Genomic DNA, 22,461 nt, shown 5'->3' on the forward strand with positions numbered 1-22,461 from the left:
TTGGCTGCCTCTTTCGTTCGAACCCTAAAATAGCGTAAAAAGGGAATGTGCTTTATTTGAAGCTCTCTACTTTTTTCTTCCGAACCTGTTCCAACGGAAATAGCCTTTACCCATGAAAAAAACTCTTTTCTTACAGCCCCCGTCTTTAGACGGATTTGATGGTGGCGCTGGTTCTCGGTATCAGGCCAAGCGTGAGGTGCGATCTTTTTGGTATCCAACTTGGCTCGCACAGCCTGTTGGCTTGATTGAAGGCGCTCGTCTCATAGATGCGCCTCCAGCCGATATTTCACTCAAAGAAACACTCGAAGAGGCCAAAAAATACGAGCTGATTATTCTCCATACCTCTGTGCCCTCTTTTCCTTCAGATGCCAAAGTCGCTGCAAAGATCAGAGAAATCAATCCCAATGTTCTCATTGGAATGGTTGGGCCAAAAGTAGCGGTTTCACCCAGAGAAAGTTTACAAAAAGCCCCTGCTGTTAATTTTGTGGCTGGAAAAGAATTCGATTTTACCCTTCAAGAAGTTGCCAAACATGTTCCTCTTGCCGAGGTTAAAGGAATCTCTTGGCGTGATGAAACTGGCAGGATTATCACCAATCCCCCTCGCCCTCTTCTTGAGAATATGGATGACCTGCCTTTTGCATCTCAGGCCTATAAAGAACATCTCCGTATCGAAGATTATTTCATCGGCTATCTCAAACACCCCTATCTCTCTATTTACACAGGAAGAGGATGCAAATCCCGTTGCACTTTCTGCCTCTGGCCGCAAACCGTAGGCGGGCATGTGTACCGTACCAGAAGCCCCGAAAATGTTGCGGCGGAAATTAAATGGGCAAAAGAGAATCTGCCACAGGTCAAAGAATTCTTTTTTGACGATGACACATTCACAGATGATCTGCCCCGTGCAGAAGAAATTGCCCGTAAAATGGGAAAATTAGGCGTTATTTGGTCCTGCAATGCCAAGGCGAATGTCCCTTATAAAAGCCTGAAAATCTTTAAAGAGAACGGCTTGCGCCTCCTTTTGGTCGGCTATGAAAGCGGTAACCAGCAAATTCTGCATAATATTAAAAAAGGAATGCGGATTGAAGTCGCCCGAAAATTCACACAAGACTGTCACAAGCTCGGCATTAAAATTCACGGCACATTTATTCTTGGTCTTCCGGGGGAGACCCACGAAACGATTGCGCAAACCATTCAATTTGCCAATGAGATCGACCCGCATACAATTCAGGTCTCCCTTGCAGCCCCTTACCCTGGGACTTTTCTCTATAATCAGGCCAAAGAAAACGGCTGGCTTATGGCAGAAGACCCGTCTGCATTGATTGATGAGAACGGTGTGCAAATTGCGCCCTTGAGCTATCCGCATCTCTCCCATCAGGACATTTTTAACAGCGTTGAGAAATTCTATAAGAAATTCTATTTCCGCCCAAAGAAAATCCTCGCCATTCTCAAAGAGATGTTTTCAGATTGGGAAATGATGAAACGGCGCCTTCGGGAAGGTAAAGAGTTTTTTCAATTCTTGAGCGACCGCAAAAAAAGCCAGCATTAAATAAATGAAACCTCTCTCACAGACACGCCAAGTTCTTTTTTCCGCCGATGATTTTGGAATGTCTGTTGAAATCAATGAGGCGATCGAAAAAGCGCATCTTAACGGCATTCTTTCCACAACAAGCCTGATGGTTGCAGGCCCAGCGGCGGAAGATGCGATTGCGCGCGCTAAGAAATTGCCCAATCTGAAAATCGGTCTCCATCTTGTTGTCATTGAAGGGGAATCTCTGCTCCATCTGCCAGCGATTACAGATGAGAAAGGCTGGTTTGGCGGTAATGGTGTCCAACTTGGCTTTAACTATTTCTTCAATGGCAAGGCTCGAAAAGCATTACACTGCGAAATTGCTGCACAATTCAAAAAATTTCATGAAACAGGTCTCCACCTTGACCATGCGAATGCGCATAAACATATGCATTTGCATCCGCTAGTTGGTCAGTATCTTCTTAAAGAAGGCCCAAAATACGGCTTAAAGGCGGTTCGTATCCCCAATGAGCCTCTTAAAATTCTTGGCGAAAAGCCTCGGATTTCAGCAACAATTTTACAAAACTGGACAAAAATCCTACGCTGCCAAATCCAAAAAGCAGGCATGACAACCACAGATTACTGCTTTGGGATTGAATGGTCTGGCAAATTCACAAAGGAACGCTTACGCTTTCTCCTTCCAAGACTGCCGAAAGGCAGCAGTGAAATCTATTTCCACCCTGCGACTTCCCAAAATGAGCGCCTTCAAAAATTGATGCCTGCCTATGCACAGGAAGAAGAGCTTCAAACCCTCCTTGATCCGAAAATCCCAGACCTTCTTTCAAAAGAACACATAACACCCATCCATTGGCAGAATTTATGAATCAAACGCTCCGCTCTCCTTATTAGAAAATTTCACACGGAAAAATAATTTTTCAACTTTTAGATTTAGAGCAAGCCCCTTCATCTCGCTTTCTTTTAGATTTGCGTCTATAAGGAAAAATCTTGTACGCATAGCTTATTGGAGATAAGGGTGAAGATTTGGAGCGTTTTAAAGCAGAAAAGTCTGTATTTTCTTCCGCTTGCAGGACTCTCTGTTTTAGCTGGCTGCCTTCCTCCCATGGGACCGTCCAATCTACGCCGTGACCATATTGCTTATGACCGCTCTATCGCTAAAGGCCTCCAAGAAGAGCTGCTTTTAAACATTCTCCAGCTGCGTTTTGGCGCACCGCCTATTTTCCTCCAAACACAGGAAATTATTGCCAGCTATGCCTATGAAAAAGGTGCAAAGGGCTATATCGCAGGATCTCCTTGGGGGGGGGCTGAAGTCTCTAAACAAAACGGACTTGGCATTGCAGGGTCTATCAATTTCTCTGATAACCCAACCATCACTTTCCAGCCCATGAATGGCAAACAGCTCAGCACGCTTGTGCTTGCGCCCCTCTCACCAAATCTCATTTTCTCCCTGCTGCAAACACGCACGCCGATTGACGCCCTGTTTTCTCTCACGTTAGATTCTATGGGAGGCTATGATAATATTCATCATACCATGCGTTCAGAGCGTAAAAATGCCGCTGCCTCTAAGAATTTCAGTCGTCTTCTCTGGCTGTTGAGACAACTCCAGCTCAATGATGCGATTGAAATAAGTGTGATTCCAAATGACACACCAAAACTCAAAACAAATAATTTCAACCGTGCCTTTGTTAATTTTTTAGAGCCTGAAAATTCAAATATTTTAGAAATGCAGCAAGAAGTCAAAAAACTGACGCATCTCAACCCAAAGGATAAAAGTTTTGAAATTGTAAATAAGGTTCACCCCGACAAAAAAGGCGAGGTCGGCTTTAGAACACTTTCGATGCTCTCCATCTTAGCCAATGTCTCGGCAACGGTCTCTATCCCTGAAAAAGAAATTGAGGAAGGGATCGCCCCACCGACCTTGACTGATAATATGCTCGAAGGGCGTCCCGTCATCGTTGTGCATTCTGGACATCATCATTCCAGAGATGCCTTTGTTGAAATTCCTTATCGAAAGACAACCTATTGGATTTCTAAAAAAGATTATCCAAGCAAAGTTGCCTTTACCCTTTTGCAAATTATCAACTCTCTGGCTGTCAACCCCAAGGAAAACGGGGCGATGGTCACAATTCCTGTTAACCACTAATTTCATAGGGTCTTAAAACGCTAGAAACAACAAAGACCCTTTAAAACATTTTATATCATATCTCCCCTTTTCTCGCTTTCCATTGCGTTTGTGTCTATAAGGGGAAGTCTTTGTACCTTTACAGCTTATTGGAGATAAGGGTGAAAATTTGGACCGTTTTAAAACAGAGAAGTCTGTATTTTCTTCCACTGGCTAGCCTTTGCGTTTTAGGAGGCTGTCTGCCACCAATGGGGCCGTCCAATCTCCGCCGTGACCATATTGCCTATGACCGCTCTATCTCCCAAGGCTTGCAGGAAGAGCTGCTTTTAAACATTCTCCAGCTGCGTTTTGGCGCACCGCCTATTTTCCTCGAAACGCAACAGATTATTGCGAGCTACGCTTATGAAAAAGGCGGAAAAGGCTATATCGCAGGCTCTCCTTGGAAGGGGGCAAACGAAACCGAAGAAAACGGTCTCGGTATTGCCGGCTCTATCAATTTCTCTGATAACCCAACCATCACATTCCAGCCGATGAATGGCAGCCAGCTCGGCACGCTTGTGCTGGAGCCGCTTTCACCTAACCTTATTTTCTCACTCCTGCAAACACATACACCTGTCGATACGCTCTTCTCCCTCACATTGGATTCCATCGCAGGCTATGACAATATCCACCATAGCGCACGTTCAGGACGTAAAAACGAAGTCGCCTCTAAAAATTTCACCCGTTTAATTTGGTTGTTAAGACAGCTTCAAATCGAAGATGCGATTGAAATCAGCGTTGTGCCCAATGAAGCTCCAGAAAGAGACAATGACGGCTTTAACCGTGCCTTTATTCTTTTCTTAGAGCCTGACAATCCCAAAGTTGCCGATATGCAAAATGAGGTCAGAAAGCTCACAAAACTCGGGCCAAAAGATAAGCAAATTGAGCTTGTCCATAAACGCCAAGCCGTTAAGAAGGGGGAAATCAATTTCAGAACCCTGTCTATGCTTTCTATTTTAGCAAATGTCTCGGCGACGATTTCAATTCCAGAAAAAGATATTAAAGAAGGGATTGCACCGCCAACCCTGACCGATAATATGTTGGAAGGCCGTCCTGTGATTGTTGTCCATTCAGGCCACCATCATTCGGATGAGGCTTTTGTTAAAATTCCGTATGAAGGTGCAACTTATTGGATTTCCAATAAAGATTATCCAAGTAAGCTCGCTTTTACGCTTTTGCAAATTATCAATTCTCTCGCTGTAAACAGATCCGAAAATGGCGCTATGGTAACAATCCCTGTTAATCACTAGATTAACTTTAAGGGATGACGTTCTAAGGAGATTATAAATGTCGCCTAATCGCTTTTCTTTTCTCTTCCGCACGGGCCAGCTTCCACTCGCTCTTCTTCTCATGGGGATCAGTGCCCCTTCATTTGCCTCCAATGCGCACCGTTTCGGAGAACATTACGCCGAAGAGCGTTTTCATACCCTCCCAAAACGGGAAGTTCTTACCATGGCGCCAAGCTGCGGCCATGGACCTTCACAATTACTGGTGACGCATCCTGGAAGCGGCCGCTGCCATCTCAATATGGATGAAAACAAGTCCCATCACAGTAATACAAGCCTTAAAGTCAGAGCTGGCAACCGAAGCAGCTCCACAGCGCATCATTCACAAATGTTCTCTTCCAGACGGCGCAGCCCTGCACTCGTCCAAGATCCTGATTAAGACCTCGTAAAGCGTCATCTTTCACTTTTCTAAATTTTTCTCTCAGGATAAGATAAAAAGCTTCTTATTGGCAAAACCCGCTTCAAGAAAAACACATTTCATCTTATGTCTCATTTTGTAAAAATTTCTTTTTTAACATTCTGCGCCTTTTTTGCCTTTTCAGGCGAAAAAACAGCACTTGCGGAGAGCTGTTCTGCTTTGCCTTGCGCTAAAAAAGACCTCTTGCCCTTCCAAGACCCTTTCCAAAAAAAGAGCCTCCCTCATGGAATCCGCCTTGTCACCATTAATGAGGAAGTGGCTTTTTTAAAACTTTCGTTGCCCCGCTTGCAATATGAGACACTTTACCAAAAAACAGGCCTCACCTTTCGTCCCTTAAGCCTTTCCGCTTAATACAGGATTTCAATCTCCTCCCTTTCTTTGAAAGAAAAGCTTGGTTAAAAAGATAAAGAAGCTTTTCTTCCTCTCCCTAGAACCAAACAGGCTGCTATCCATGTTCAAAAAAACACCCTCTTTTGAAGGATCATCTTCTCTTTCCGATTCTGACTCCCGTCCAGCGACTGCAGAAACCCCTTCAGCCCCAACCGTCCCTTCTGTTCCCCGCCGTGTCATAGGCAACCGCCCTTTTGCTTTTCAATCGGTTGAAGCCCACACGCTTGTGGTCGGTGAAGGCATTCATATCCGTGGCGAAATTTCAAATGCGCAACGCCTTATTATTCAAGGCAGTGTCAAAACAGAACGCATTGTCTGCACCGACTTTGTCATCGAAGAAAAAGGGAGTTTCGAGGGAACAGTAGAAACCGAAAACGCCGATATTGCAGGAATCATGGACGGCGAAATTGTCATTAAAGACAATCTTACCGTACAGTCCACAGGGAAACTGCTTGGCAAAACGCTCTATCGCAAATTAAGGGTCGAACATGGTGGCCGTATCGTTGGCGATATTGAGGTTTTAGCAGACGATCAAGCCTAAAGCCCTTTTATTTAAATCATTTAACTTATTTCAAAGCATACCATGTCTCACAAAAAAAAACTTTCCAATAGCGCCGATGCGATGCCAGAAAGGGTCATTCTTGATCCGCCATTTGGAAAGAAAAAAGTTCTCCTGCATTCCTGCTGCGCCCCTTGCTCTTGTGAAGTCATGGCGGCCATGCAGGCGGCTGGTATTGATTATTCCGTCTATTTCTATAATCCCAATATTCAGCCAGAAAAAGAATATCTCCTCCGCAAAGAGGAAAATATCCGCTATGCCAAAAAACATAATATTGAATTTATCGATGCGGATTATGACACCGATAACTGGATGGCCCGTGCCAAAGGCATGGAATTTGAACCAGAGCGTGGCCTTCGCTGCACAATGTGTTTCGATATGCGCCTAGAAAGAACAGCCCTCTATGCCCATGAAAATGGCTTTCCGGTGATTGCCAGCTGCCTCGGGATTTCACGCTGGAAAAACCTTGCACAAATCAATGAATCTGGTGAACGTGCCGTAAAACCCTATGATGATGTGAAATATTGGGGCTTTAACTGGCGGAAAAAAGGCGGTTCTGCCCGCATGATTGCGATCAGCAAAGAAGAGGAATTTTATCAACAGCAATATTGCGGTTGCGCCTACTCCCTCCGAGATTCCAATAAATGGCGCAAAGAAAACGGCCGCCCAATCATAAAACTCGGCGAAGGGGTTTATACAAATACCCCCGAAACTTCAGAGAATTAAACCAAATAAAAAGCCCCAAATGGGGCTTTTTTAGACATGATTTAAATTAAAAATTACTTAATCACTTTCCGGACATAGGCTCGTTCACAGTGATGGAGGCAGTATGGACGGCCTGGGACGATTTTTTCACCGCAGAAATGGAAATCCGCATCGCCTGGGTCGCCAAACGGCCACTGGCAAGTTAATCCGAGCCTTTTAGGCTGCTGCGGAACGATTTTCTCTTTCTTTTGCGCTTTTTCTGCCCGTTTGACGGCTCTCAAGCGTTCCGCTTCGGCAGTAAGCGCTGCTTCAGAAAAATCATCGAAATTTTCGGCCTCTAAAGGCGTTGCTTTTTTAGAATTTTTTGCCTTTCCAGACTCTTTCGGAAAAACGGGTTTTTCAACAGGCTTTTCCTGTTTTATGGCTGGCGCTTTAACCGCTTTTTCAACAATGGGCTTAGCTTCCTGTTTCGGTGCTGGCGCTTTTTCAGCCTTTGGCATAGGCTGTGGCTTCGGCGCTTTTGGTGCAGGCACTTGCTTTACAAAAAGTTCATTTTGATTAGATTTTTCGGCCTCTTGTTTCTTACGGCGGGATTTTATCGGCGATGGACGCGTTGGAAGTTTAAGGCGGTGCGCTTTTCCAACAACGGCATTTTTAGTTGTCCCTAAACGTCTTCCGATCTCTGCGGTTGAATGACCTTCTGCCCAAAGCTCCCTTAGGTGTTCAATTACGTCGTCCGTCCATTCCATTCCTTACTATCCCTTAACTCATCTCTCATTAATCGGCGCTATATTGACAGTTCCGCCAACGGCTTTCCAGCCAAAAACACTTTTCTCAAGCCCAACCTAGAGAGAGATTCATGCAATGTGGCCAAAATCCAACAATACACCTTCTCTGCCAGACTGAGTGCTAAAATTTTATCGATTCGGTTTCAACTTTAGGAAGCTGTTTTCTCCAACACCACTTGCCCGTCTTTAATCCGTAACGCAAGCCTTCCTTCGATTAAATCGAGTGCCTCTTTCCCAAAAAGATCAGCACGCCAGCCTTTTAACGTCTCAACATCTTTTCGGCCATGCGCTAATGAGGCTAAATCTGAACTCGACGCCACGACTTTTGGCGAAACAGAATGTTCATGCGCCTTCAGCTCCAGTAATGTGCCTAAAAGATTTGCCACCAGCTTCGTCCGTGGTGTCATCTTTTCCCCTTTTCGTGCTGGCGGAGAAGGTAATTCATCCTCCGTCAAGGAACGCCCTTTAGCAATCACTTTAAGCATCCGCTCGCCGATAGGATTATGGGCAATCTTCGCTGGAAAACCCCGAATAGCGGCAAGTGCTTCCGCATTTTTAGGTGCAACAATCGCTGTCTGTGCCAGCACATCGTCCCGAAGGAGGCGCTGACGGGGAATATCCTCTTCCTGCGCTTCTTTTTCACGCCATGCGGCTAAGAGCTGTAACACGCCCATGGCACGGCGCCCTCCCCCACGCAAAGGAATTTTTTTCCAAAGGCTCATCGGCTCTGGAAAGAAGAAAAGCTCATCCTCTAATTTAGCTAAATCCTCTTTAAGCCATGACAGACGGTTCTTCCGGTAAAGGCGATTCATCAGCTCCAAATAAACCAAACGCAGATGCGTCACATCGGCAACCGCATAACGCTTTTGCGCATCGGATAAAGGCCTTTTCGACCAGTCTGTAAAGCGGTGGCTTTTATCAATTTTGCCCTTTGTCAAAGAGGAAACCAGCGCATCATAGCCAATCTGATCCCCTAATCCTTCAGCCCGTGCCGCTAATTGCGTATCAAAGACATTTTTAGGCAAAGCACCGAACAAATGAAAAAAGATTTCTAAATCCTGCCGTGCCGCATGAAAAACTTTCAAGCAAGCCTCATTGGCCAGCAATGCGCCAAGAGGCGCTAAATCCAGTTCTGGCACACATGCATCAATCAGTGCTGTTTCTGACTCAAGCCCAACCTGCACAAGACAAAGCTGTGGCCAATAAGTCTTTTCACGGACGAATTCTGTATCCACTGTAATAAAGGATTCCTGCGCCGCTTTAGCGCAAAATTGGGCAAGTTCTTCCACTTTTGTGATATAGCGGACAGGATTGGATAAGACAGAAATCGTTTTTATCCTCGACAAAAGGCAACAAGGCTGAGAAAAACCTCAGCCTCAAGATACAGAAGCGTGCTTACGCTTCGAGATGTGGTTTAATCAAAGCGGACAGCTGGGATTTTCCAAGTGCGCCCACCTGACGTTCAACAATCTCTCCATTTTTAAACAGCAACAAAGTCGGAATGCTTCGCACCGCATATTTTGTTGGGGTTTCTAACTCATTTTCAATATTGATTTTTGCAATTTTCAACTTGCCTTCAAATTCCTTGGCAATTTCTTCCAAAACAGGGGAAAGCATTTTGCAAGGCCCACACCATTCTGCCCAAAAATCAACCAAAACAGGGATCTCTGATTTTAAAACATGTTTTTCAAAAGCGGCATCTGAGACATTTAGAAGGTTGGCGCTCATTTTTCTCTCTCCATTTGGTGTTCTTAGGATTTTTCTTTTTACGCTTCCCTGACTGTTCCGCCAAGGCATTCTGTGAAAACTCCCATATCAAGAAAGATGTGAATGTTTTCAAGAAAATCAAGCGCCCATTTAAGAATTCTCTTCTTTCACGCCTTGTTTTGCAGACCATTCCCGTAAGATTTTACTTAAATCCTGCTCATTCAATTCAGTAACCTCCAACGTTTCTGTCCAAATTAAATAGGCTTTAAGAGGCAAATCTAGATAAATCTCTTTCAAAAGCTGCGCATATAGCGCCATCTGTAAGCGATAGGCTGGTGAGCGCTCTCCAATAAACTTGCTGCCTGTTTTATAATCGGCGAGATAAATGCCTTTTTCTGTAATATTCAAACGGTCCACAATCCCGTTGACGACTTGCCCAGAGGCAATCCCCGTCAAAGGCTGCTCGGCACGGCTTCCTTTTTCAAAAAGTGGTGCAAGAACAGGTTTTTGCAAAAGCACATTAAGATCACTGGCAATTTTTTTCTTATCCTGTACTATCCATTCTTTGGCATTTCTATCCAACCAGCCTTGCGCTACAAAAACACGCTTATCTGCGTCAATTTCTGGTAAAAATTCCAAAAGCCGATGAATAATTTTTCCCTTTTGCGCCGCACGCTGTTTGCGTGAAGGCAAAGCAGGCTTTGCAGGCGCAAGGGGAGAGCTTGCGGAAGGTAAATCCTCCAAAGCACCATCTTCTGACTGACTTGGACGGAGCGGACGGGCAAGCCTGTCTTCTTTCTTTGGCATCACAGCCTGCCAGCCCTGCGCCTTTCCAACCCAATCTGGCATTGGAGCAACCGCCTTCTCTATAATTTCTTTCTGTTTTCCTAGTCTTTCAGGGCAATCTCCCTTTGACTCGATGCGCAAAAATTTCTCTTTTTGCTCGACCTGAACGGGCAATTGGAGATGAGAGGGGCAATCTTCATAAGAAAATTCCTCAAATGAAAATTCAGGCTGATTTTTCATCTTCTCCAGCGTTTTTTTGGCTTCCTCCACCCAAGCAGGCTGATCTTTAGAATTTGTCCAACCCGCAATAATCAGCCAATCGGCAGGACGGGTCGCCGCAACATAAAAAAGGCGGTTTTCCTCTTCTTCCAGTGCATCCTGACGCACCTTCTGTTGAGCCGCATAATCTGTAGGCAACTTAGCCCCCCCCCATGCATCAAGCGGTAATTTTCCTTTTGAATCGTCTTTTTTAATTGGAAGCCAATAAAAACCCTTTGGCTGCAGAGCTTTTCCCTTTTTACACAAAACAATCACCAAAGGCGCTTGCAAACCCTTTGCGCCATGCACTGTCATAAAACGAACCGCATTTTCGCCATCACCAGCCTGACGCTTCATTGTCGTTTCATTTTCTGCCATCCAGGACACAAACCCCTGCAAAGAAGGCGGAAAGAGGGATTCATATTCCAACGCTACTTCTAACAAATGATCAAGAGGCTCTTCCGTTTCCTTCCCAAAACGGGAAATCATTTTTGCCCTACCGCCATATGCCCCTAATGCTTGGGAAAGAATTTGAAATGGCGTGTCATAATCCACCCGCTTGAGAAGGCCTGCGAACATTTCATAGGCCTTTTGCCATTTTGGCTTTTCAGCAAAGCGTTTTTTTAGCGCTTCCCAAAGGCCTGTAAGGGGCATTTTTGCCGTTTTTAAAAGCGCCTTACCTTCAACATCTTTAAGGCGCAATTCAATAAGGTCTTCATCTTTCAATCCTCCCAGCGGAGACGTCAAAAAGCAAGCAAACGCAAAATCATCACTTGGTAAAAGCAAAGCCTCACAAAGCTTCATCATATCAATCAGCTGAGGCGTCTCAATAAGCTTGCTCCCAATACAATTTACAATTGGAATACCCATTTTTTTCAAACGGCTCATCAGCCCCTTTGGCAAGTGACTCCGTTTTTGAACCAAAATCAGAACATCTTTATAGTCTAAATGAGGCTGTTTTCTTTCCGCATTCGTCCTCTTCCTAAAATGTGATTGAAGAACATCACAGAGCCTCTTTTCTAAAAGTCTCGCCGATGTCTCTGGCGCTTTATGAACGTCTTCTTCTTCAACCGCTGGCACTTCAATGGCAGGCCAGACCTCCACCCGTCCCCAGCTTTCTTTTCGGGCAGAAAAATGCTCTGGAAAAATATTCGAATCTTCCGAGACGCCTTTCGCCATTTTTCCCTGAAAATGCGTATTGACGAAGGACAAAACAGGTTTAGTTGTCCGAAAAGAGACATTCAAAGCAACATTCTCAGCCCATTTAGCCTTTGCGTCCTTTACGACCTTTGCATATTCTGCCTGTGTTTTTGCAAATTCCTTTGGCTGTGCCCCTTGGAAACCATAAATTGACTGTTTCCGGTCTCCCACCGCAAAAATCGTTCGATGGATGTGCGTTTCATCCTCTTTTTGCACAAAAAATTCTGATGTCAGCGCTTTAATAATTTTCCATTGAATCAGAGCATTATCCTGCACCTCATCGAGCAAAAGATGATTTAAACCGCCATCTAACTTATAGCGTACCCATGCAACATCCATATTTTCGAGAAGGGTTTTTGTGCGCCTAATCAAATCATCATAGTCGAGTTGACCTGCAAAATGCTTCTGCCTATCGAGCGTTAAAAGCCCCCCTCTTGAAAGCGTCAAAAAAGCTGCGCCAAACTCTGCGAGGGCGAGCTTATCCTGCACTTCTTTAAGTTTTTCTAAACGCTCTGCTTCATCTTTTAAAAGTCCCTCCAAAGCAGGCGCTTTTTTTACCTCATCCACTTTAGATAATTTTTTTCGTGGATCTCCCTGTGTAGTAAAAAAGAAAGTTTTCCACGTCTCAATGTCTCTTTCCGCAACTGGCTTTAAAAGCCATGTAAGCATTTCGGGACGATTTTTATCAATAGCGCCAACAATTTTCAGCGTCTCAATCCATTCTGCCTCATGAGGCACACTGCGCCACTTTTCCTTCCAGTTTTCATCCTCTTCTGAAAGATCCAAAGCTTGGAAATAAAGCTTTTTACAATAATCAAAAATCTCTTTCGGTTTTGGTTCTGGCTCTAAATTTTGCTCATCCGTTTGTCCTTGCTTTTGTTGCGGATTCCATAACGTAAATTCTTCCTGCTCTCCTGCCAATGCCTCTGTCATGCCAATCAAAGAGATGCTTTTTTGATCTGCCGGCGGAGTAAAAAGGATCTGGGGTGACAAGACATCAATGGCTTCTTTCTGCTCTGGCAAAACCACATCTATCCCTTTTTCTAAAAAAGATCGTTTTTCCTGATCGTCAATCAAAGAGAAATTAGGGTCTGTTGCCGCTTCTAACGGAAATCGGCGCAACAAGGATTCACAAAAAGCATGGATTGTTTCAATCCTGACCCCAATCGGACTTTCTAAGACTTTACATAACAAATCCCGTGCATCTGAAAGAATTTGCTTATTCTCAACAGGCACTTCGAGTGCTTCCAACGCTTGCAAAAGCGCCTCATCTGAAAGTCCAAACCATTCTGCCAATTTAGAACGCAAACGGTTTTGCATCTCGGCTGCTGCTGCTTTGGTATAAGTCAAACACAAAATCGTAGAAGGATCTGCCCCAGCAATCATTTCCCCTGCTTTCTCTGGGTGAGGCTGTGGCAGCATCAGACGCAGGAGGCGGTCAATCAGGAGTTTTGTTTTGCCAGAACCTGCGGAGGCGGCCACAAAAGCAGAGACATTTGGGTCAGAAGCTCTGGCCTGTGCATGGCTGGCTTGCACGATAATTTCTAAATTTTCTGTCATTTTTTCACCGCCATTCACAAACACGCTCTAAAACAGGATAGGGATCATACGGCCCCGTTCCCATTCTGACCTCATAGGGCGTCTCTGGGGAATCATATTGTTCAATTTCAGCACGCAGTTTTTCGAGAATTTTCGACATTGCGTGTCGTATTTCTTCACCTTGTTCTTTGCCTGTTTCGGGAACTTTTTTTGACAAAGAGAAAAGGGACTCTTTTTGTTCTTTATCCTTCCCGCTTCCCTTCAAGCGCCAATAAATCAAATTCTCAATCTCAAAAGCGCTTAGACCCTCAAAACCGCCTCTTTCCAAAACAGCGCCTTCAAGTAAGAGTTGTGGCTTCCGTCCTTCCAAAACATCCTTAGCTTTTGGCAAAGACCCTGTTTTATAATCAAAGATAATGGCTTTTTTTCCGTTTTCGGTACGGACAAGATCTAATCTGTCCGCTTTGCCCACCAATTTAAAATCAATTTCTTTAAAATGGTAGGAAAGCAATATTTCTGTAAAAACTTGCTCACGCCCTTCTGCAAAAGACTGCTCCTCACTTTCCACGAAAAGCGCTGCAATCTCTTTGAGTCTCGGCATCCACCAAAGTTTCAAACGTGTTCGATGAGTCTTTTTTTCAATAAGATTTGCAAAAATCCCTTTGAGTTTTTCAAAATTCTCTTCCTTTGAGGGGCTCTGAAGCGAGGTCTCCGATCTCTCAAAAAAAAGTTGCAATCCTCTATGCACCAAATCGCCGAAATCACTTACTTCCTTTTCCTCTCCCAACCCTGAAAGTGGCGAGAGCTGTAAAATATATTTCGCATAAATGGCGTAAGGCGATGCGTATAAATTCTCAATAGCGGTCACCGCAAGCGAGCGGGGACGAAATACGACAGGCGGTCTTGGTTTGGGCGCTTTTGCTGGTTCTGACTTCTCCACACCATCAAGTGCCTTCGCCCAAGCCAAACTTTTAAAAAGCGGGAAATTCTTTCCCTTTCCCATCAAAGCCTGTGCCCGAACCAACCAAGAAGCAGCTATTTCAGGTTTTTCCGCATTACTTAACGAACGTGAGAAAATCACCCGCCCTGTTCCACAGGCAAAAACCTGAAAATCCTGTGCAAAAGCGCCCAAACGCCGCTCTGGCAAAAAGAGTCCCCCAACCTTACGCATTAAACGGGACATCCAAGGACCGCAATCGGCCACAGGCGGCCAAGTTCCCTCATTCAATCCACCCAAAATCAGCGTATCAAAATCCAATAATCTGGCTTCTAAAATCCCTAAAATAAAGACTCTCGGATGAGACACTTCTTCCCCGTTAAGATAATTTCTTAATCCCGTAATCGAAATGCCCCGCATGGTTTCGGCCAAAAAACCGCCAAACTCTTGTAAAGGCTGATCTGGTAAATCCTCACATATCTCTCGCAGCTCACTCAAATGCTCCGAAAGACGCCGACCATCTTCCCCGTGCCAGAGACGGTAATGACGGCCATAACGATCCTCTTTGCTTTCTTCGAGATTCTCAGGAGTCAGAGAGAGATTTTCTGCTGTTTCAATCAATGCATCTAACAAGGCCTTAACCGCTACCGCCTCTTTTTCATGCGCCTCAAAAATCTTTTTGAGAGGCGCAAAAGCCGTTTCCAGCGCTTCCAGTAAAATTTCAAGCTCATGTTTCTGGCCAACCGTTAATTTTTTTGAATTTAACGACTGAATTTTAGCCCGAAAGCCTGCTAGTCCGCCTTCAATCGGCGAACCTCTTAAAATCTTAAGCTCCAATAAACGTGTCAGAGAAAGGCAACGCACCCTCTCAATCCCTAAAGACGTCAAAGGATGTTTCAACAGGGCTAACAGCGCCACAGGCTCAAACTTTGTACAGGCAGCCTCCACCACAAGGCGCAAAAAAACGGCTGAAGGCGTTTCAGCCAACGTCGCCCCCGCACTATCATCCGCATTGATGCCAAAACGTTTTAAGGCCGCATTCACCCGCAACGCCAAAGAACGGTCAGGAGTAATCAAAGCCGCTGTTTTAGAGGGCGTTTCCACCGCATCCCGAAGCGCTAGCGCAATCGCTCTGGCCTCCTCCTGCGGTTCTTCCGCCTCAATCAGATACACATTTTCAGGCGCTTTCTCAGGGGCTGGAATCCGGCCTTCTTCTCCCATTCTTGTCCCCATCTGCATCTTGTGGGAAAAAGCTTTTCGCCAGAAAGTTTCTCTCGTGACATTTTCTAATTCTGCCGAGGAAAGTTCCGTGCCGTCTTTATTCGCCAAAGGTAAATCCCACGGCTCAATCTCTTCTCTTGAAAGATTCATTCTTTCACACAGATCTTTAAATAAAAATTGAGGGTGAGACTGGGGAAGATACGCCCAAATTTCTGCAGACAAACCTGTATCCACCCCCCGCAGAACCACCCTTCCACTTTCAAGACGGGCCACTTTAGCTAGAAAATTCCCAATCCCTGTTGAACCATCGACAAAACCAACCGCCCAAACACGTCCTTTAGGCGGATATTTTTCAAAATCCTCTGCAAGAATTTTAAGAATTTCCACTTCGCGCGCAATGGGATCTATCGCCTTTTCTTGGTTCTTTAAAATCTCCGGCCAAGCCTTGGTGACAATCTCTAGAAATCTGGCAATCTGTTCCCAGTGCTTGGAAAGGTCTGTACGCTCTTCCTGCGCCTTTTGAACGGCTTCCAGCAAAGACACCTCAGCCCTGTCGGCCTCATCAATCAATTCGCCCAAACTGCGTGCCAATGCCCAAAGATTTTTAGCGGAAGGCGTAGATTCCTTACTTGTTTCCTGAAAAAGTTTCACCAAGCGAGAAAGAACTGCCGTCCGCCGAAAAGGCGAAATCGCAGGTGGAAGATTCACAAGCAGGTTAAGCGCAGCAATCGGCGCTCTTTCCTCTAAATCCCCAATCACCGCAATACGGGGGAGCAAAATCGCCTTCCCGTCTAAAACCCGTAAAAAAGCCTCACTTAAGTGCCGTCCTGCTCTGCGCCCTGGGACTAAAATCATTCCCTCATCAGAGGCATAATTCTCAAGCCTGCTTTTTCCCTTCCCTTCCGCAAGCCATGCTCTGGCGATTGTTTCAAAAAAAGAGGCCTGTAAAGGAAGGGAATGAAGGGACATGCAACAATCTCAAAATGGTTTTGAAAGAAATTCCTTCCTGCAAATTACCATCTCAAACTCTTTCTGTCTGCTTGTTTCATTTCTCCTTATTTGCCAGTATATGCTCAACCAAGGAGAGATTCTGCTGATGTAGCAATCATAAATTCTTTCATTGTGTAGACGCCTATAAGAGAATTGTTATCTCTATTAACCTGTTCTTTTAACCAAGAAAATGCGCCCTTTTTGTAGCCATCTCCATCAATCAAAATAATAGTAGGCACGCCAATATTTTTAATATTTTCCACCGCAAATGGATATTTCTCATCCACGGAGCCTGCTTTTGACTGCCATTTGCATTCAATAATCAAATCATTCGGAAATAAATCTTTATTAATCACCAAAAAATCACAACGGCGATCTGTTCCATAAATAGATGAACCACAATAAATTTCTCTATAAAAACTCTTTCCTCGAAATGTTGAGCGTCTCTGAAAAATAGATTTCTTCTGATCTTTTCCTTTATTTTCGTAGCCATAATCTATCAAAACATTAGAAACGAAACCTTCTAACTTTTTTCCTGTAAAGTTTGCCTGAGAACCACTTACACGTCCATGCTTTGGAAGATTTCTCATAACAATCCCCCTAAAACCTCTTCGATCCGCTGAATGGATAAATCTAAATAGGATTTTTCTAATTCTATCCCAATATATTGGCGGTCTTGTTCAAGGGCAGCGACACCTGTTGTGCCTGATCCACTGAACGGATCTAAAACGACATCCCCTTTATTCGAAGACGCTGCGACAATACGCCTTAAAAGGTCCAAGGGCTTTTGTGTTGGATGTTTCCCGAAAGTCTTTTCTTTCGATCCCGGAACAGGGATAGACCAAACAGAACGCATCTGCTTATTAGGTTTTTTCAAACTATCTTTTGGAAAATGACCGTTCTTCATCTCCTGATAGTTAAAAGTATGTTTTTCTTTTCCCTGTTTGCGTGCCCAAATCAAACTTTCATGGCTGGCCGTAAAACAACGGCAGGAAAGATTAGGCGCACCATTAGGCTTATACCAAGAAATCTCATTGACAATCGGCATGCCAAGCCGCTGCAACGCATAGCCACATTGATAAATCGAATGATATGTACCCGAAATCCAAAAAGAACCGCCTGGCTTTAAAACACGCTCAATGGCTTTAATCCAAGAAAGATGAAAGTTAAAATCAGCTTCAATCCCTTTGGATTGATCCCAGTCCCCTTTATGAACCTCTGCACGTTTGCCATTTTTAACGGTGAATCCACCGTTTGAAAGATTATAAGGCGGATCGGCAAAAACCAAATCAACGGAATTGGCATCTAGACGCTCCAACAGCTCCAGACAATCGCCCAGATATAATCTTACCGTTTCAGAGGTATAATATGGCTCTTGGCTCTTGGCTCTTGGCTCTTGGCTCTTGGCTCTTGGCTCTTGGCTCTTGGCTCTTGGCTCTTGGCTCTTGGCTCTTGGCTCTTGGCTCTTGGCTCTTGGCTCTTGGCTCTTGGCTCTTGGCTCTTGGCTCTTGGCTCTTGGCTCTTGGCTCTTGGCTCTTGGCTCTTGGCTCTTGGCTCTTGGCTCTTGGCTCTTGGCTCTTGGCTCTTGGCTCTTGGCTCTTGGCTCTTGGCTAAAGTGAATCATAAATTTTCTTTATGCAATAGGGGTAGGTCTCATTTAATACCTACCCAGATCGCTTCAAAAGATCAAAGATCAATCTTCATCAAAGATATCTTTAGTCTCTCCAGCCTTAAATTTTTATCCCATCACCAGCCAATATGGGTGAGTTTGCAGGTCGGAAGTTTATTTTTACAGGCCCTGATTTGTTCGAGCTGTTCAGGGGAAACATTGCCCAAAATCACTTCATGGTCTGGATCGGTGCGGTCTCTTACCACGCCATCCCGTGAAATCTGAACATTCTGATCGCTATCAAGCGTTTTAACAGACCCCTCTTCATTCACAACGCCCAAATAACGTCCATTCAAAAGCACCGTGCCATCATGGTCAATTCTGGTCACATTCCCTGCTGGCAATTCCGTTGGCGGTAATTGCGCATTCGGATGTTTAATCCGCTGCGACATTTCCTTTTCGGCAATTTTCTTGGCGGCTTTGTCTTCTTCCTTGGCCTGTTTGATTTTCTCTTTATAACTCAGACAGGCTTGAAAATTATTAGGCTGTATCTTGGTTTCCTCTTGTCCTGTTTTCGCATTTTTAAGAATAACCGCCGAAGCTGTTCCAGGCTTAAATTCGCAAGGACGGGCAATTTCGACTGTTTGACGGATTTGCGGATTGTTGGGGTCCTGATACACAATCACCAAGGAATCTGGATGAAGCTCTGGCGGTTCAATCGCATCTCCGATCCAAGAACCAATCATGCTGCACAAATACGCACCGCCAATGCCGGCGCCGACCCCTGCGCCACTGCCGGCAAAAATCCCTGCCGTCACCCCTGCCGCAACACCGCATGCCACCGCCCCGACCGCAGAGCCTGTTTGCTCCGCTGTCTGATTATTGGCTGTATTATCGACATGCGCCTTAGCTGGCATCAAATGAAGAATAGTGACAATACGGTTTTCAGAACTCGTATCTAAATTCCCGGCATCAAAGGTTGTCGGACGAAGATCCTCAACAGGTGTCATACAGCCTGTCAGCGTGCCAAGCGAAAACAAAGCTGCGAATGCGTATTTATACCTAGTCTGCAACATACCTCTCCGATGTCTCCGCCCTTTGAGAAATTAAATTTTCTTTAATCTGTAATAATTTTTCTGCCACCGCCTCGGGCGCTTGCCAGCGAAGCACACGGGGGGATTCCACGTCTTCCCCATCTTCTAAAGAGAAAAAAAAGTGAATCGTGCTGGCTGGAAGGTCTTCTCCCGCATGTTCTGGCCACTCCACCAGCATGATATTTTTCTCGGCCTCTTCCCAATCCAGCTCTTCTAGCGAACTTCCCTCGTCCAAACGCCATAAATCATAGTGAAACAACTCAAAATTCTCACCATAATTTTGCAAAATGGCAAAGCTTGGGCTGGGCACTTCCATTTCGGCGTCATCGCAATAAGCACGGATAAAAGCTCTGGCAAACGTACTTTTGCCAACGCCCATCTCCCCATGAAGGGCAAAGCAATTTCCCAAAGAAACGCTTTTGCTTAACAAGGCAGCAAATTTTTCCATTTCCGCTTGCGATTGGAAAGCTATCGAAAAAGGCGCAGTCTCACACGAATGGGGCATGCAGATTCAAATTTCCTGTTACATATTCTACTAGAAGTTTAATTTTTATCCCTATATTTATACTTATGTCGGATAGGGGTATATAGTCCTCTATCATTATTCTTTTCCATCTGATTTGAGAAAAAGCGTTCGATGCCTCACACTCACGAAAACCCTTCCCCTTCCTCTAATTTTGACGCTTCAAAAAATTATGATGTTGCCATTATTGGCGCAGGGCCTTCGGGATTATTCGCTGCTTTCCAGTGTGGTATGCTCGGAATGAGCAGCCTTGTGATTGATGCGCTTTCCCATATTGGCGGTCAATGCTCCGCCCTTTATCCTGAAAAACCAATTTATGATATTCCTGCCTGCCCGGGAATTTTGGCAGAAGACCTCGTCCAAAATCTTTTTCAGCAGGGTAAAGATTTCGACATCAGCTATTTGCTCAAACGCAAGGCAGTTTTCCTCGAAGGCGAAGCCGGAAATTTCACCTTAACAACCCATCAAGGTGAAAAAATCCACGCAAAAACCATTATGATTGCCTCAGGCCCAGGGGCTTTTGGCCCAAACCGCCCGCCTTTAGCCCAAATTGAAGAATTTGAAGAGGGCGGATCGGTTCATTACTCCGTCCGTAAAGCAAGCCTTTTCACCGACGCTTTCATCGTCATTGCCGGCGGTGGAGATTCAGCCCTCGATTGGGCCCTAGCACTGGCAGGCAAAGCAGAAAAAATCTATCTAGTTCATCGGCGGGATAAATTTAGAGCGCATCAGGCAACGCTGGACCTTGTTGAAGAGAAAGTAAAGCTCGGCCAAATTGAAAAAATCACGCCGTTCCAGCTTCACCGCCTTGAAGGCGAGAATGGCAAGCTCGAAAAAGTGATTGTAAACTCACTTGATGACGAGGAAAAAGCGCTGAAAGCCACGCATCTTCTTGCTTTTTTTGGCCTTTCCTCTGATCTCAAAGCGGTTCAAAGCTGGGGAATTGGCGCAGAAAAAAATGCTATTCCTGTCAATCCTTTCACCATGGAAACCGACCTTAAAGGCGTTTTTGCCATTGGCGATGTTGCAAAACGCCCCGGCAAAGTAAAGCTCATCCTCCAAGGATTTGCAGAAGGGTCTCTCGCCGCCCGTGGCGCATGGCAAATTGCCCACCCTGATGAGGCGCTCCATCTGGAGCATTCCACATCCCTTTGCGCCCCTAAAGATAAATCATGACGTTAAACGCCACAATCCGGCAGGCAGAAGAACGAGATATTCCTGCGATTGTGGCAATTTATAACCAAGCTGTTTTAAACACAAATGCAGTCTATACAGAAACACCTGTTACCGTAGAAAACCGTACAAAATGGCTTGCCGAGCGACAAGCAGCAGGTTTCCCTGTTTTTGTGATTGCGCTTGGGGAAAAAGTTTCTGGATTTGGCTCTTTTGGCCCTTTCCGTGCATGGCCGGGCTATAAATACAGCGCCGAACATTGCCTCTATATTAATCAACACAGCCATGGCAAAGGACTTGGCAGTCAACTTCTGCACCGTCTCCTTTGCTCTGCCAAAGAAAAGGGCGTTCATACGCTCATTGCAGGTATTGATGCGGAAAATCAAGCTTCGCTACACCTGCATAAAAAATTCGGATTTCATTCCGCCGGGATTCTAAAAGAAGCTGGCTTCAAAAAAGGCCAGTGGCTCGACCTCCATTTCATGCAGAAAATTTTATAACTTCTCCAAAACAAAAAACCGCTTCCGACCGTTAAATACAAAATTAAGATGATTGAGCCACCTAAGACGGGAAAAGGCGCTTTTTAGGCGAGAAGCAGAGGCGATTTACCGAACGGGTAATGAGCCGAGCATCACAGAGTAGCCTATACATTTCCCTTCTAAAAACGCACAGACTTCCCATGAGCTTGAGTAAGGAGACGAGAGGTGCTGTTAAATCGAGAAGGAAAATTTTAGTGAACAAATAGTTCATGAATTTTCCCTCACAGATTTAATTGTGCCTATCGCCCCTTAATCAAGTGAATCATTTAGTGGTGAAGCCGCCATTAATCAGAATAGTCTGTCCCGTCATCCACCAGCCTTCCGACACCATCAAACGGACATGGGGCACAACATGTTCAATTTCTGTAAGACCGCTTCCACTATAGGGGGAAAGGGCTGCCCCTTGCTTAAGATAAGCGACAGATTCAGGCGTTTCTTGGCCATAAAAGAAGGGGGTATCCATCGGGCCAGGCCCGATGGCGGTCACGGAGATTCCCCTATCGGCGAATTCTTTGGAAGCGGCTCTGGTGAATTGCTCCACAGGGGCTTTGAGACCTGCATAGGTAGCATAATAAGGGGTATAAGCGCCCAAAAGAGAGGTCACGATAGAGCAGATTTTGCCATGATCATTCAAATACTTGCCTGCAAATTTAATAAAGAAAAAGGCGGATTTAGAATTCACAGCGCTCATCGTGTCAAATTCGGCTTCTGTTGTTTCTAAAATTGTTTTTTTTAGAACACGCCCGACCGTATTGATGGCAATATCAATTCCGCCAAAAGCATTTTTCACAGACAAAAACAAATCTTCGACTGCTTTTTCACGGCTGAGATCCGCCTGAAAAATAAGGGCTTTAGAACCTGCTTTTTCAACCGCTTCTTTCGTGAGTTCCGCCTCTTTGCGTGACTCATCACTATGATAATGAATGGCGATTGCTTTTGCGCCATGTTTTGCCAAATCAATCGCCAGCAAACCGCCCAAATTTTTTGCGCCCCCTGTAATCAGCGCAACTTTGCCTTCAATGGCATGATCAACCAATAAATCTGTCATAATTT

General features: G+C 45.0%; 20 protein-coding genes. 10 read left to right on the plus strand and 10 right to left on the minus strand.

The features are described from left to right. Nucleotides 1-112 precede the first annotated feature (112 nt). The 8 genes from hpnJ (at nt 113) to FAI40_03175 (ending at nt 7,065) form a co-directional block, all read left to right on the plus strand. The gene (hpnJ, locus tag FAI40_03140) at nt 113-1,546 is read left to right on the plus strand and encodes a hopanoid biosynthesis associated radical SAM protein HpnJ (GenBank protein QCE34414.1); all 1,434 of its coding nucleotides are present in this window, start codon (nt 113-115) and stop codon (nt 1,544-1,546) included. 4 nt (nt 1,547-1,550) lie between these two features. Then, a complete protein-coding gene (locus FAI40_03145; GenBank protein QCE34415.1) occupies nt 1,551-2,390 on the plus strand; it encodes a ChbG/HpnK family deacetylase in 840 nt (279 codons plus the stop codon). 150 nt (nt 2,391-2,540) lie between these two features. Beyond that, complete coding sequence (locus FAI40_03150; GenBank protein ID QCE34416.1) at nt 2,541-3,668, plus strand: hypothetical protein; 1,128 nt, start codon at nt 2,541-2,543, stop codon at nt 3,666-3,668. A gap of 140 nt (nt 3,669-3,808) precedes the next feature. Further along, nucleotides 3,809-4,936 (plus strand): hypothetical protein, encoded by a 1,128-nt coding sequence (locus FAI40_03155; GenBank protein QCE34417.1) that lies wholly within the window; start codon nt 3,809-3,811, stop codon nt 4,934-4,936. A gap of 37 nt (nt 4,937-4,973) precedes the next feature. Further along, on the plus strand, nt 4,974-5,351 hold the full coding sequence (locus FAI40_03160; protein ID QCE34418.1) for a hypothetical protein: 378 nt from the start codon (nt 4,974-4,976) through the stop codon (nt 5,349-5,351). A 105-nt stretch (nt 5,352-5,456) separates the two neighbouring features. Continuing rightward, nucleotides 5,457-5,741, plus strand: a complete 285-nt coding sequence (locus FAI40_03165) for a hypothetical protein (GenBank protein ID QCE34419.1) — start codon at nt 5,457-5,459, stop codon at nt 5,739-5,741. Nucleotides 5,742-5,841: 100 nt separating this feature from the next. Next, nucleotides 5,842-6,321, plus strand: a complete 480-nt coding sequence (locus tag FAI40_03170; GenBank protein ID QCE34420.1) for a polymer-forming cytoskeletal protein — start codon at nt 5,842-5,844, stop codon at nt 6,319-6,321. A gap of 81 nt (nt 6,322-6,402) precedes the next feature. Continuing rightward, a complete protein-coding gene (locus tag FAI40_03175; protein QCE35729.1) occupies nt 6,403-7,065 on the plus strand; it encodes an epoxyqueuosine reductase QueH in 663 nt (220 codons plus the stop codon). Nucleotides 7,066-7,118: 53 nt separating this feature from the next. On the opposite strand, the gene FAI40_03180 is transcribed toward FAI40_03175, so the two are convergent. From FAI40_03180 to tsaE, 9 genes are all read right to left on the minus strand, one after another. Continuing rightward, nucleotides 7,119-7,793: a GcrA cell cycle regulator gene (locus FAI40_03180; protein QCE34421.1), complete on the minus strand. Its 675-nt coding sequence runs from the start codon at nt 7,791-7,793 to the stop codon at nt 7,119-7,121. Between the two features lie 188 nt (nt 7,794-7,981). Continuing rightward, the gene (gene rnd, locus FAI40_03185) at nt 7,982-9,169 is read right to left on the minus strand and encodes a ribonuclease D (protein QCE35730.1); all 1,188 of its coding nucleotides are present in this window, start codon (nt 9,167-9,169) and stop codon (nt 7,982-7,984) included. Nucleotides 9,170-9,227: 58 nt separating this feature from the next. Further along, on the minus strand, nt 9,228-9,560 hold the full coding sequence (gene trxA, locus FAI40_03190; GenBank protein ID QCE34422.1) for a thioredoxin: 333 nt from the start codon (nt 9,558-9,560) through the stop codon (nt 9,228-9,230). 129 nt (nt 9,561-9,689) lie between these two features. Beyond that, the gene (locus tag FAI40_03195; GenBank protein QCE34423.1) at nt 9,690-13,343 is read right to left on the minus strand and encodes a hypothetical protein; all 3,654 of its coding nucleotides are present in this window, start codon (nt 13,341-13,343) and stop codon (nt 9,690-9,692) included. A 4-nt stretch (nt 13,344-13,347) separates the two neighbouring features. Further along, nucleotides 13,348-16,449: a double-strand break repair protein AddB gene (addB, locus tag FAI40_03200; protein QCE34424.1), complete on the minus strand. Its 3,102-nt coding sequence runs from the start codon at nt 16,447-16,449 to the stop codon at nt 13,348-13,350. A gap of 104 nt (nt 16,450-16,553) precedes the next feature. Beyond that, a complete protein-coding gene (locus FAI40_03205; GenBank protein ID QCE34425.1) occupies nt 16,554-17,060 on the minus strand; it encodes a hypothetical protein in 507 nt (168 codons plus the stop codon). After that, the gene (locus tag FAI40_03210) at nt 17,057-18,094 is read right to left on the minus strand and encodes a site-specific DNA-methyltransferase (protein QCE34426.1); all 1,038 of its coding nucleotides are present in this window, start codon (nt 18,092-18,094) and stop codon (nt 17,057-17,059) included. The genes FAI40_03205 and FAI40_03210 overlap by 4 nt, the downstream gene beginning before the upstream one ends. A gap of 122 nt (nt 18,095-18,216) precedes the next feature. Continuing rightward, nucleotides 18,217-18,825 carry a hypothetical protein gene (locus FAI40_03215; GenBank protein ID QCE34427.1) on the minus strand — a complete coding sequence of 203 codons (609 nt, stop codon included), beginning with the start codon at nt 18,823-18,825 and terminating at the stop codon, nt 18,217-18,219. Nucleotides 18,826-19,141: 316 nt separating this feature from the next. Further along, entirely contained in the window at nt 19,142-19,621 is a 480-nt protein-coding gene (gene tsaE / locus FAI40_03220) for a tRNA (adenosine(37)-N6)-threonylcarbamoyltransferase complex ATPase subunit type 1 TsaE (GenBank protein ID QCE35731.1), read from the minus strand. Between the two features lie 189 nt (nt 19,622-19,810). On the opposite strand from tsaE, the gene FAI40_03225 reads away from it, so the two are divergent. Next, on the plus strand, nt 19,811-20,872 hold the full coding sequence (locus FAI40_03225) for an NAD(P)/FAD-dependent oxidoreductase (protein QCE34428.1): 1,062 nt from the start codon (nt 19,811-19,813) through the stop codon (nt 20,870-20,872). After that, a complete protein-coding gene (locus FAI40_03230) occupies nt 20,869-21,369 on the plus strand; it encodes an N-acetyltransferase (GenBank protein ID QCE34429.1) in 501 nt (166 codons plus the stop codon). The genes FAI40_03225 and FAI40_03230 overlap by 4 nt, the downstream gene beginning before the upstream one ends. Before the next feature lie 301 nt (nt 21,370-21,670). On the opposite strand, the gene FAI40_03235 is transcribed toward FAI40_03230, so the two are convergent. Further along, nucleotides 21,671-22,444 carry an SDR family oxidoreductase gene (locus tag FAI40_03235; GenBank protein ID QCE35732.1) on the minus strand — a complete coding sequence of 258 codons (774 nt, stop codon included), beginning with the start codon at nt 22,442-22,444 and terminating at the stop codon, nt 21,671-21,673. Nucleotides 22,445-22,461 lie beyond the last annotated feature (17 nt).

This window comes from Acetobacteraceae bacterium (assembly GCA_004843345.1).
GTDB lineage: Bacteria > Pseudomonadota > Alphaproteobacteria > Acetobacterales > Acetobacteraceae.